Annotated in this window: 12 protein-coding genes; 3 read left to right on the forward strand and 9 right to left on the reverse strand. The window is 33.6% G+C overall.

The genetic code is table 11. The features are described from left to right. Positions 1-139: 139 nt before the first annotated feature. From BUE84_RS05830 to mobC, 7 genes are all read right to left on the reverse strand, one after another. Positions 140-586 (reverse strand): nuclear transport factor 2 family protein, encoded by a 447-nt coding sequence (locus BUE84_RS05830; protein WP_079240869.1) that lies wholly within the window; start codon positions 584-586, stop codon positions 140-142. Positions 587-592: 6 nt separating this feature from the next. Beyond that, a complete protein-coding gene (locus BUE84_RS05835) occupies positions 593-1411 on the reverse strand; it encodes a helix-turn-helix domain-containing protein (RefSeq protein WP_079240870.1) in 819 nt (272 codons plus the stop codon). After that, positions 1408-1908 (reverse strand): hypothetical protein, encoded by a 501-nt coding sequence (locus BUE84_RS05840; protein ID WP_079240871.1) that lies wholly within the window; start codon positions 1906-1908, stop codon positions 1408-1410. Before BUE84_RS05840 ends, BUE84_RS05835 begins: the two co-directional genes overlap by 4 nt. Before the next feature lie 1107 nt (positions 1909-3015). Then, on the reverse strand, positions 3016-3663 hold the full coding sequence (locus tag BUE84_RS05845; protein ID WP_145953217.1) for a hypothetical protein: 648 nt from the start codon (positions 3661-3663) through the stop codon (positions 3016-3018). 1128 nt (positions 3664-4791) lie between these two features. Further along, positions 4792-5370, reverse strand: coding sequence for a Crp/Fnr family transcriptional regulator (locus BUE84_RS05850; protein ID WP_079240873.1), 579 nt, complete (start codon positions 5368-5370; stop codon positions 4792-4794). A gap of 197 nt (positions 5371-5567) precedes the next feature. Next, on the reverse strand, positions 5568-6173 hold the full coding sequence (locus tag BUE84_RS05855) for an SDR family NAD(P)-dependent oxidoreductase (protein ID WP_079240874.1): 606 nt from the start codon (positions 6171-6173) through the stop codon (positions 5568-5570). Then, on the reverse strand, positions 6158-8032 hold the full coding sequence (mobC, locus tag BUE84_RS05860; RefSeq protein ID WP_238594370.1) for a conjugal transfer protein MobC: 1875 nt from the start codon (positions 8030-8032) through the stop codon (positions 6158-6160). Before mobC ends, BUE84_RS05855 begins: the two co-directional genes overlap by 16 nt. 176 nt (positions 8033-8208) lie before the next feature. Between mobC and BUE84_RS05865 the strand changes: the two genes are divergently transcribed. Continuing rightward, complete coding sequence (locus BUE84_RS05865) at positions 8209-8487, forward strand: hypothetical protein (protein ID WP_079240875.1); 279 nt, start codon at positions 8209-8211, stop codon at positions 8485-8487. A 44-nt stretch (positions 8488-8531) separates the two neighbouring features. On the opposite strand, the gene mobB is transcribed toward BUE84_RS05865, so the two are convergent. Both mobB and mobA read right to left on the reverse strand, forming a co-directional pair. After that, positions 8532-9791: a conjugal transfer protein MobB gene (gene mobB / locus BUE84_RS05870; protein ID WP_079240876.1), complete on the reverse strand. Its 1260-nt coding sequence runs from the start codon at positions 9789-9791 to the stop codon at positions 8532-8534. Next, entirely contained in the window at positions 9788-10222 is a 435-nt protein-coding gene (gene mobA / locus BUE84_RS05875; protein ID WP_079240877.1) for a conjugal transfer protein MobA, read from the reverse strand. Before mobA ends, mobB begins: the two co-directional genes overlap by 4 nt. A gap of 635 nt (positions 10223-10857) precedes the next feature. Here mobA and BUE84_RS05880 point away from each other — a divergent pair. Both BUE84_RS05880 and BUE84_RS05885 read left to right on the forward strand, forming a co-directional pair. Next, positions 10858-11625 carry a ParA family protein gene (locus tag BUE84_RS05880; RefSeq protein WP_079240878.1) on the forward strand — a complete coding sequence of 256 codons (768 nt, stop codon included), beginning with the start codon at positions 10858-10860 and terminating at the stop codon, positions 11623-11625. Between the two features lie 4 nt (positions 11626-11629). Further along, a complete protein-coding gene (locus BUE84_RS05885; RefSeq protein ID WP_034692228.1) occupies positions 11630-12025 on the forward strand; it encodes a DUF3408 domain-containing protein in 396 nt (131 codons plus the stop codon).

Here is a 12025-nt window from a genome sequence, read left to right on the forward strand (position 1 = left end):
GAAATTCTTTATAAAGTAAGTCACAGGGAGCAGATTTCGCATATAAAGCTGTCTGTAAAATACTTCATAGACAGCCTAATGTTTTGTTAAAGATTATTGAAGCAGGATAAAGTTAAATATCCGATTTCACTAACAATATTTATCTGTTTTCTATCCAGTCTACCAATAATTTACGCTCTGCAAAAAGCCATTTTCCATTTTGTTTCACGTAACGGTCATGGTATTTGATAGCTGCTATCATCAATTTCTGCTTACCCTCTTCTATAGTTAAATGATGGGCAAGACAATAAACGATTCCCTTTGCATGATCACCGCTGAGTTCTAAAGAACTTTGTCCGTTAAAATGCATCGTTCTTGTATAAGTATTCAGATGATCAAATACAGGAAACAGATCTGCTCTTCTACTTACAACCTGTGACGGGATTGCAGATTCTGGATCATAGTAAACTTCAAAATTAGTGTCTTCTGTAAACAATGCCATTTGTCTTTGGGCTTCTCTTGTATCAGCGCAAAAAGCGTAATTGTCTACCAATTCACGAATAGCTATACGGTCTTCCGATTCTTGTATTGTTTTTTCGTAATTCATTTTTTATTATTTTTTGAGGATTAAACTTTTAGTTGGGGTAACTCCATACTTTTTTTTGAATGAAGTATAAAAATGGGACAGATTTTCAAACCCCAGTTCCATATATATATCTGATGATTTTTTATTTTCAAAGTGAATAAGCCGGTACGCTTCCTCAAGTCTTTTTTCTTTCAGCCATTTTGCCGGAGAAATATTAAAAACCTGATAGAAATCTCGTTTGAATGAAGCTAAACTTCTTCCTGAAAGCTTAGCGAAGTTCTCTATAGGAGTATTATAGTGATAATTATTCAGCATGAAATCCTCAAGGTTGATTTTGTGTGGTTCATTAAAATTAAACAAAAAGTTTTTAAATTTGGGATTAATTTTGAGTAATAACTCCACTGCTTCTGAGATTTTGGAAAATACCATTCCATTACTTCCATCTTTAGGTTGTTCTAAGTAGGGTAGTAGAGATTGAAAATAGCTTTTGAGAAAATTATCTGGAGGTAATAGTATATTTTTTTTTTCAAAATACTTTTTATCAGCAGCAATACTGTGCATTGTTGCTATTTTTTTTAGGGTATCTGCTTTGAGAATAATCGAAATTGCTTTATACTCTTTGGCAATCCCCGGGATTTTTAGTGTTTTGGCTAATTGATTTTTATGTGCTAAAAGAATACGATTCTTTTTCAATACAAAAACTCCGTGCTGATTATAGATATGGGTTTCACCAGATACTTGGAACGCTAAAATATGTTCAGATATAAATTGTTCGTATCCCCATTGATCTTGTGAAGTACATGAATAAACAAATGAATTTTCTATTTGTGGAATAATGCTTTTCATAACATTGTAAATGTTAACAGTTTTTCATGATAGGCTTTATTTCTGGCTTCTGTATTGATATCAACAATCATTAAAAAACAGGAAGTAATCATAACGGTAATCGTTATTGCCTTCCAGTTAGCTGATGTAGAAAATAGGAATAGAATAGTGGCTGCGATAATAATGAGGGGGAGTATTTTGAATACTGTTTTAAAATCAGCCTGAGATTTTGATGTTCTTGCAATTTCTTTTTTTACAAAGTTTTTACTATCGGTATTATAATCATTTTTGAATTGCTCTAAACGAGGTTTATTAGCCACATACAAGCCAATTCCAACAGTTGCAAGAAAAGATCCCGCAATGATCATCGGAATTACAAAAGCTTTGGCAGTAACCGATGTACCCCATATGGCAAATCCGGCAGCACTACACAGGCCTATGATACTAAATAAGCCAACAATTTTTGCTGAAAATAATTCTGCTAGTGCCCACTCTGTACTGATTTTTAAAATGTCCATCAATAAAGTTTTATATTACAAATTTAGAATGATACAAGATACTTCAAGTTTCTATAAAGCTCATTTTTTACTTTCTGTATTGTTCATTGTATGTTCAGTGGTTACGTTTTTTTATATAATTTAAAGGCATTGAAACATCAAGTCTGGATCGTAAGTCCCGATAATACTATTTATTTTCTCTGTGAGATGTTATTTTTGTTCTTATGAGGTCTGCAAGCCAGATTGTAAAAGTTCAAAATAGATGTATAAAAAATATTAACTGAATAAATTTAAGATATAATTTTGTTTTTTTCTCCTTGAATATCAGGAGTTATCTTTAGTAGAGTACCTTTTGAGGGGTACTTTTTTTTGTAAAATGGTGTTTTTTGTATTGTTTTACAATTGTCTTTAAGAAATCAACCAATAAAAATAAATTTATGAGAAAATTAATGATCTTATTGCCTAATGGTTTTATTCCTTTTGCATCTGTGAATGCAGGCATACATGGTTTAAGTACAATTACGAAAAGGCAGCATTGAGCTTACTTAAGGTAAATGCAGAGTAAATGCAGGCTGTAATAAGTAATTCTTTTTACATAAATAGATTTTAGCTACAGAATGTTTATCTAATTATCAATTGACTATTCGCTTTGAAATGGTTTCATATACTGGGATTATCTGGAAGGATTACCAATTTGTACTTTAATATATGATCAGCTCATGAGGATACTTTAGCATACTTTTCAGAATTGTCATTTATGGAGCTTATATCGCCCTGATTAATGATATATCTGCGTATTTAAAATAAATTTAGAGATTCCCTGAACTCACAAAAAATATCTATATGCAATTCCACTAAATTAGTGTTATTGCAGAAGTAAAGATCTACCTTCCCTCATCAGGTACATAAATGTGAAATTTAATAAGGCTATCTCAAAATGAGGTAGCCTTATTTTGTTAAAAAACATTCCAAGCAATAGGATATCATCTCTTATGCTATTTCACGCCTATTATTAAGTTTCTTTTGTGAAAATTTTTCCAGTTTTCAGGAAGGAAAAAATGAAGCGTAAATGCTCCTATGTAAGCTAACAATTTAATAATAGATATCATATACACAAGATTTATTACCTTATAAAGGAGTGTAAATTATTGACATTATTGCAGTGTTTTCATTAAAAGGATTAGGGTCTCCAGTATTAATATTGCATTTAATAGTATTTCCGGGCTGTAGTTTTAATGATAAAACTTGGCTAACTGTATATCTATTACCAGTTAATACAATTCCACCTGAATTTTGTACATATCCGCTTGTTACGACAGCAAAATTCGCGCTGGTACCATTAAAATTAGATAAAAGAATACTTGCCGATATCTGATATACACCGGGAGAATTTACTGTAAATGTATTTGTAGATGGATTCCATGTTCCGAGACTAGATGGCGGATTGATATCAACAGTATCAAAAATAACAGGACTAACAACATTTCCACCCGGGAATGGGGTAGGATTAGGGGTGTTAAGTTTCACACTTAATACTGTTTGAGGGATTTTTAGATTGGCTGTTAATACATTAGGATTAATTTGTGATACATTACCGTTAGTATCAGAAATCAGAAGATTTGAATTGTTTATTGCAGTAGCTTGAGGCAATACTCTGATTCTTGTTTCTCCGTTTACATCCAACGTTTTCGTTGGTGCATTTGTATTAATTCCAATTTGTGAATGGAGCATATTAACAAATAATAATGTTAATAGTAAAATAAGATTTCTATTCATGACATGTAAAAATTTTAATTAGCAAAATTGAATACAAAAATCAATTGATTTTTGTATGTTGAACTTTTTTTAGATTATGACTGTTTCGTTTAAATAATTAGTAATTGGCTCTCCAGGTAGGTGCCAGATGTGGAACGATTGCCTATTCTGACCGTTGATATTTAAAGTTTTTGTTAAAGGATAACTGATTGCCTGTGTGACATAAACAATAGCACCAGTTTGTTTGGATGAATAAGCATTATCTTTTGCTTTCAACTGGTACCCTGATAATCGATGGGAGCAAAACCTTTGATTATAGTTGGGCTTCTAGCTTTTGCTTTCATAGCTAATGTAGCGTACGACATTTGGGTACAGAATCCTATTTGAGCATGCAAAGCGTATAAGAATAATACAAAGAATAATAAAAATTTTCTCTTGGACATAACCAATCTTTAAATTAAAAAATTAAACATATACAGCTGTATCCTTCGTAGTCAATACCTAATGCTTATTTGATTCGAACTTATAGGTATAGGCTTACATCATGAAACAGGGAGATGTGAAATTTTTTTAATTACAAACTAGTTTGTAATTAAAAAATTCATCTAATAATTTTTGGTTATTAATGAGTCAATATTAAATTTTTTTAAAAAAATCACAAAATTTTAAAGTACTCAATTACTACTCTATAATCCATAATTAAAAATAAAAAGTTAGTTTTCAGATCATTATGGAAACTGTATTCAAATTGTCCCTCTGTATTTCTATTTATTGGTAAAAATGCATGTTTTGAGTTCATCAGTTATTTACACATAGCTATGTAGTTAAAAAAAGCTTTTTTTCCGTTTTTCTTAAAATGAATCCGATGACGATATATAAATTCGGTTGAGGTCAATATGATTTTATAAATGGCGAAGAGTCGTAAAAGAATTACTACTCTCAGATTAAAAGGGTACCGTCTTTAAAATAGTAAAAACTCTCATAATAGTATATGAATTAGTAATACTGTTATACTAAATTTACCCATATCACGTCCTGCAGATGATGAATAGGACGAAATCTGGACGTGTAAAATTATAGAGATGGATTATCAATAGCTGAAATACAGACGGAACTTATACAACACTCTAAAAAGATTTTTAAATATGCTTATTTCTTCACTCTTTTTCTGCGCAATCTGGCAAGGGTTTCAGGTGTAATTCCGATGTATGAAGCAATCATATGCTGAGGAATTCTGTTGACAATATGCGGATATTTTTCCAGAAAGCTTTCATATTTTTCTTCCGCGGTAAAACTCATATTTGCAAGGATTCTACTTTGGGAGACAATCAGACTTCTCTGGATAATCTGGCTGACCAGCTGGCCTAATTGAGGAATTTCCAGGCAAATCTCATCAAAATCTGTCTTCTCTATTAGAATTAATTCTGTAGGTTCTATGGCATCAATATTAAATCGTGAAACAGTTCCGTTTATTATACTTTCCCGATCTCCTGCCCAGTAGTTTTCAGAGGCGAAATTGATAATGTGCTGTGAGCCATTTTCTGCAACGGAAAAAGTTTTCAATAATCCGCTGCACACAAAAGCATTGTATCGGAAAACATCCCCTTCCTGCAATAAAAATTCCTTTTTTACTAATTTTTTGGGACTGCATACAGATTCTATCAAGTGAATTTCTTTATTTGAAAGAATAATTTTATCGGTAAGATATTTAATAAAGATTTCGAACATCGTAATGATAGTTTAAGTTCTTAAATATGATTCACAAATTAAATACAAAGAAATAGAACTTTTTTGGTTCTAACCGTATTTTTCATCCATCAATTACCCTGTTATATGGAAAAATCCATTAACAGATATCTGCTAATGGATCAATCAAATGTCTATGCTTTTAAAGCTGCTGAATAAATTTTCAATTTTTAAGCAACCTAAATTTTTGGAACAAAGGTATCTCTCAGGACATTCATATAGTTTTCATCAGTTCCTCCATTCCTGATATCAATGAGTGGCTGTAAATCTGAGCCTATAACGTAACGCAGTGTATTGTTTTCATCTGTAGCGGCTTTAAAAATTGTTTCTGCTACATCAGTAGCCGTAGAACCTCCACTGCTGTAGATATTCTGAAATACCTCATCCATCTGTTTCAGATAATTGGTGTAATCAGTTAATGTCTGATTATCTGCAAAATTTGCTTTCGTAGTTTGTTCAAAATTAGTCGCAATATTTCCGGGTTCAATGATTCTGACGTTGATATTCTGGGAAGCCAATTCAAATGAAAGGGATTCAAAGAACCCTTCCAAAGCAAATTTAGATGCTGCATAAACCGATACAAGGGGAACCGTTACACGCCCCACTCCTGAGGTAATGGTAATAATATTTCCACTTTTCTGCGCGCGGAAATAGGGCAGTAATGCTCTTGTCATTTCCATGGTTCCAAAAAGATTTACTGAAAACTGCCGATGAATCTGTTCTGAAGTAGTGGCTTCAAAAAGCCCATGCTGACCATAACCTGCATTGTTCAGGAGGACATCAATTTTGCCGAAATGAGAAACGGCGGTATCTCCTGATTGTTTTGCATTTCTTGAGAAAGCTTAACGCTATCCACAACAATCTCCGAATGAAAAATCTTCTGCTGAATCCTTTCATCAAAATTATCGGATACAGCACCAACAAAAAATCCCTGAGTCAAGGTAGAAATTTTCGAAGCTGGAATCAAACTATCCAATTGGGTGGAGATGGAGGTAGAGGTATCATTCCTATTGATAGATATACTTTGTCTTTTTTGCAGCACTTTTCCAAAGCGTTCGGATAAGGTTTTTGCTGTTTCCCCAACTACCTGACCGCTGAAAATATTGCCGACCGTATTCTGAATCACTTTACTCTCCTTGTCTCCATAATCTCTTGTCAGCTGGGAAAAATCCTGAAACCCAAGACATACAGAAACTTTATTACTTCTGGCGGTAGCAATTAAATTATCCAAGCCCCTGAAATAAATAGTGGGAAGCTCGTCAATAATGACAGAACTTTTTAACTGTCCTTTTTTATTAATCAGCTTAACAATTCTTGAATTGTATAACCCCAGAGCAGCAGAATAGATGTTCTGACGATCAGGATTATTACCGACGCACAATATTTTAGGTTCATTGGGATTATTGATATCTAAAGAGAAGTCGTCGCCGGTCATTACCCAATACAATTGTGGTGAGATCATTCTTGACAAAGGAATCTTAGCCGATGCGATTTGTCCCTGTAGTTGATCCTGGGCACCTCCTTGCCATGCATCCATAAAAGGAGAGAGGTAGTTCTCTAATTCAGAATAAGATGTTAATATCGTAAATACCTCCTCATATTTTTTGTTTAGCAGTTCAATAGCGTGGGGAAAAGTACAGTATTTACCGTTTTCATAAATTTTTAGAAACCATATGATTGCCGCTAACAATATAATGGGACTTTCGACAAAGAAATCACCCTGTTTCTGGATCCAACTTCTATTAAGATTCAGCATAATGGTGTAAGCAGCTTCATATGCATCTGAAATATCTGTCATAAAATTAGGATTTAAGGGGTTACATCGATGGCTTTTTCTAGGGTCGTCAAAATTGATGATATAGAATTTCGGCTTTACTGTATAAGCATCGGAATAATTTAAAAGATGATTATACGCAATGGTTGATAAGTCATCGAATTTAAAATCATAGATGTACATGGAAAATCCTTTTTCGATATGCTGTCTGATATAGTTGTTGACAATGGCGTATGATTTTCCTGAACCTGGTGTTCCCAAAACAATGGTCGCACGAAACGGATTGACTACGTTAATCCATCCCTGATGCCAGTTTCCCTGATAATAGAATTTTGTGGGAAGATTAACCGAGTATTCATTATAGAGTAATTTAGTTTCTTGCTGAAAACTTTCATTCTCACTGTTAAAAACATCAGTCATTAAGTTATGCTTCAGAAGACGGCTTATCCAAACCCCTGCCTGCATCAGAAGAATGTATCCGGATCCAGTAAATAGAATATAAAGTACAGAAGTAAAGCTGCTGGCAGATTGTAAGAGGATTGCGTTTAAAAAGAATAAGACAAAACCGATAGAAAAAACAACACTAATTTTTTTCCAAGTGATCTTTTCATTTTTGACTCCCTTTGTTCCGAGGCAACTCAAAGCCAGTAAAACTATTGCGAACAGCTTAGAATAAATAGGTTGCGAAAAAAGGCCTGCTGTCTTATTAAAATTATGAAGTATTTTATTGATGAGTTCCAGTGTCCATTGTTGCTTTGCAAAAAATCCGTAACAAAACCAATAGAGGTGCATTAGTACTAGAATAATGCTTACCGCTCGCATAAACGCCATGATTTTGGCAAGTCCTCTTAAATCGTCTTCACCCTGCATTTCAAATAGTTTAAATTAACAGGTTGAAAATATTAGGTGTATGATCTTATCAAAAAAAATGGCAGTATGTGGCGCTTGATAGCATTTATTTTCTTCGATATTTATTTTTTACGTTTTCCCGTAAAAGAAATAATATACTAGGTACTAAATTTACAACAATTTAAAACTAAAATAATATGGCAGAATTTACAGAAGATGATTTACTGTATGATGATTACGAGAAGACAACCACTGCAAGTGATGATCCTAAGTACATAGGAAAGAAAGATAGGGATAGGGTAAATAAGAAAGAACTTTATGAAGTCAAAGATTTTTGTAATGCATTTTTAAAAAAGCATAATTTAGAAAAAAAGGGTAGTTTTCAAAAAGTTGAAGAATTAATTCGCCTGCCTGAAGCCAGCAAAATTGTTATGAGAGATGAATTAATAAAGTTCGTTGAAAAACATTGGAAATAGTTGAAAAATATAGTAAAGCTCTTAGATTGTAGCTTTACTATATTCTAAAGATTGTTTTTTTTCTTTTTTCTCTGTTTCTTTTTCATTTGATATGCAAAAACTTGTTCCTCCTGATCCGTATTTGTATCTGAAGACAATAAGCTGGAAAAGAATCCGCCAAAAGCTCCGCTGATGCTATCCGTAAGAAATTGTTCTGTGCATATTTCCTGAGATAAATTAACGTGATCATTATGATCATATTTTGTTTCACGCTTTATTTCTAACTCATTCCACAGTGTATTGAATGAGTTGGCTGATAGTTCTTTACTTAGCTGCGAGCCATTCCAGACTAATTTTGAGTTATGATCTATGAATATAATTCCATATATTCTTCCCTGATTATTTTTTCTAATAACTGTAGCAATTCCCTGCTCCAATAGTTGAGACTTAAAAGAAGCTTCCGATTTACTCGTGCTGAGTGCAGTTTCTACTGTTCTTTTAAGAATATGTTTTGAAGGATCATTTTTCATTTTCACTTTAGATTTCTCAATGAGCATCTGAATATTTTCTACTCCTGCATGCTTACCAAAAAGGGATGATTTAAAAGGATTGCTTATTTTTTTTCCATTTTCATCCGTTGCAAAATAGACGATTCCTTTTCTCATCTTTCCATGCAGTTCTCCGTTAACCTCTTCACAGGAAATATTAAATTGAGAGAGTAAAGCGTTATAAGCACCTACACTTTGAAAGCCATAGGTTTTAGAGATATGCCTTATTACGGATGATAATTGTGTTTTGATATTTCCCTTAGTATAATCTACAGTTTTAAAAATAGAGCTTTGATTTAAATTTCTGTTCTCACCAGCGACTTTCAGGTTATATTGTTTTTCCAGTTTTCTGCAGGCTTCCATTGATCGCGGGTGATCATAGCGATCTGATATTTTCTTCCCATCGATTTGTACACAGGTGGTGACGATATGGATGTGAGTTCTGTCGATATCCGTATGTTTAAAAACGACATAGGGTTGGTTGCCATACCCCATTTCCTCCATATATTGTTGAGCCATTTCTCTATAATCTTTGTCATCAACCTTATCGTTAGGGTCAGGATTAAGGGAAATATGTCTTACCGCTTTTTCAGTTTTGTTATTGGCAATCAAGTAGGGTTCAAAATACTGATGAAAAAATTTAACCGAATAAGGTCGATCCCACAAATCGGAAATCTTATTAGTGAATAAAACCGTTCCATTTTCGTTGTCTACTTTTTGCTGATTGTATGTGAGGGCACCCCAAAGATTTTCACCTTTTCCAATTTTTGCGATCATTTATCAGTAGTTTTTTGAATATGGTTTTGTTCAAATTCTTTCGTAAGTTCTATCACCTGTTTACAGATTACAGCTAGATTTTTAGTATGATTTTCCAGTTTAAAGAGATAGAGAGAAGCTTTTTTCTCAGTAAAGTTTCGATATAAAATTTTTACAATCTGATTATAATTGTTTCCAATCGACTGAAACTGGTAAAAGAATTTAGTGAGTTGAGTATGATAATCCATCGTTGAAACATCCACTTTTATAATTTTTAATTCTCTCTGAAGCAAAATTGTTGTAATAAATTTTGCTTTGTTGCTCATGCCTGAAGCTTCAAATAATTTTAGAAAACCAACATTTTCTTCATCTGTCAATCGAAATACATATCTGTTTTTGCTTGGGTTCAGCTTAGGCTTACGCCCTCCTTTATTGTTTCTATTCGTTTCCATATTCTCTAATTTAATGTTAAGAAAATCACGACTTCGGAGTGGTTTTTAAAGCCCCAGCCAGGGCAAGTTGTTTTGAGGCACGAAAAAAGTTATGAGGCACTCAAAACATAACTTGCTCCTTTCGGGTGAAAGGAAATTTCAGTAATAAAGTAGATGTAATACTGATCGCATTCATAAAGTTCAATTTCCCAAGACCTCCTTAGTCTTCTGAAACAAAGTAAACCACAATCATTTGTAGGGACAATATTAGAAAGAAAGTCAAAGAAAGTCACTTAAAGCCAAAAACGACCATTAGAAATGTTTTAAAAAAGAAATACTATTCATTTGTATCAGATTGAGGGCGGGATTTCCTGACTGCAGATCTGATAGAAATCCTGAATAGTGGAAATCCAGCATGCCAGCTTTCCGGAATTCCAGCGGTCAAGATAATCTCTGTGAAAGATAGTCTTCAGGAAAGCAATTTTTCAGGATTGCAGGATAGATGGCATTCAGCCAGAACTGATTGAAGTCAATACAGCTTTAGGGAATTCCGTCCAGTAGCACTGAAAGCTGTACAGGGAACCTGATATATGTATTGGTCCAGGGGCTGTCAATCAGTCTTTATTCCCAATTATGTATAACCAAAATCAAGCAAAATGAAAACAAAAAAACAACCTACCATCATTGCATTTTCCACCCAAAAAGGAGGCGTGGGAAAAAGCACTTTTACATCACTTCTAGCAAGTATTCTTCATTATCGGATGAGGTATCATGTTGCCGTTTTTGACTGTGACTTTCCACAGTACAGTTTACTCCAGATGAGAGAGCGGGATTTAAAAATGGTGATGCAGAATGAGATTTTAAAAAAGATCGCTCACAAACAATTTACGAGTATTAATAAAAAAGCATATCCCATTTTCCAGAGTAAAGCCGACCAGGTTTTAGAGGATATAGATGCTTATGTTGATGGATCTGAAACAATTCCTGATGTTATATTTTTAGATCTACCGGGAACTGTGAATACCGCCGGTATTTTAAAAACTTTGACGAAAGTCCATTATATTTTTTCTCCCATTACTGCGGATCGTGTTGTGCTGGAAAGTACGTTAAGTTTCACCGATGTTCTAACCAATGTGTTGATGAAAGAAACTCAAACGGGAATCCGGGCAGTCCATCTTTTCTGGAATCAGGTGGATGGAAGAGAACGGACGTTGCTCTACAAAAACTACAGTAAAGTGATTTCAGATTTAGGGCTGCCACTTATGGAAACAAGCATTACAGACAGTAAAAGATTTAGAAAGGAAGGAGAGGCTATTACAAAGACTGTTTTCCGATCGACTTTACTGCCTGCAGATCCTAAATTGTTAGCTCAGTGCAGGCTGGATCAATTTGTAGAAGAATTTTTAGGAATTGTAAAACTATAAGAGTATGGAATATGAAAAAAATAACAATGATGATAGGGGGATCGATGAACAATATCTGATGTCCATTATGGCAGGAAGTCCTAAGAAGGAAGTTATTTCAAAAACTGATGATCCTCCAAAGGAGAAGGGTGAAGCAAAAAATAAGTTGAAGAATAAAAAAACATCAGATTTAAGTTATGTTGAGCAGTTTCTTACTCATCATACAATGACTAAGCGGGGTGATAAAAGTATCTATATCCGTCCTGAATATCACGAGCGCCTCTCGCGTATTATTCAAATCATTGCCGATGACCAGATTTCTCTGTATGCTTATCTGGATAATATACTGGCGTATCATTTCGAAATGTTTGAAAAGGAAATTACTGATGATTTCAATAAAAAATACCGTCCCATTTTTTAA

This window comes from Chryseobacterium indologenes (genome assembly GCF_002025665.1).
Lineage (GTDB): Bacteria > Bacteroidota > Bacteroidia > Flavobacteriales > Weeksellaceae > Chryseobacterium > Chryseobacterium metallicongregator.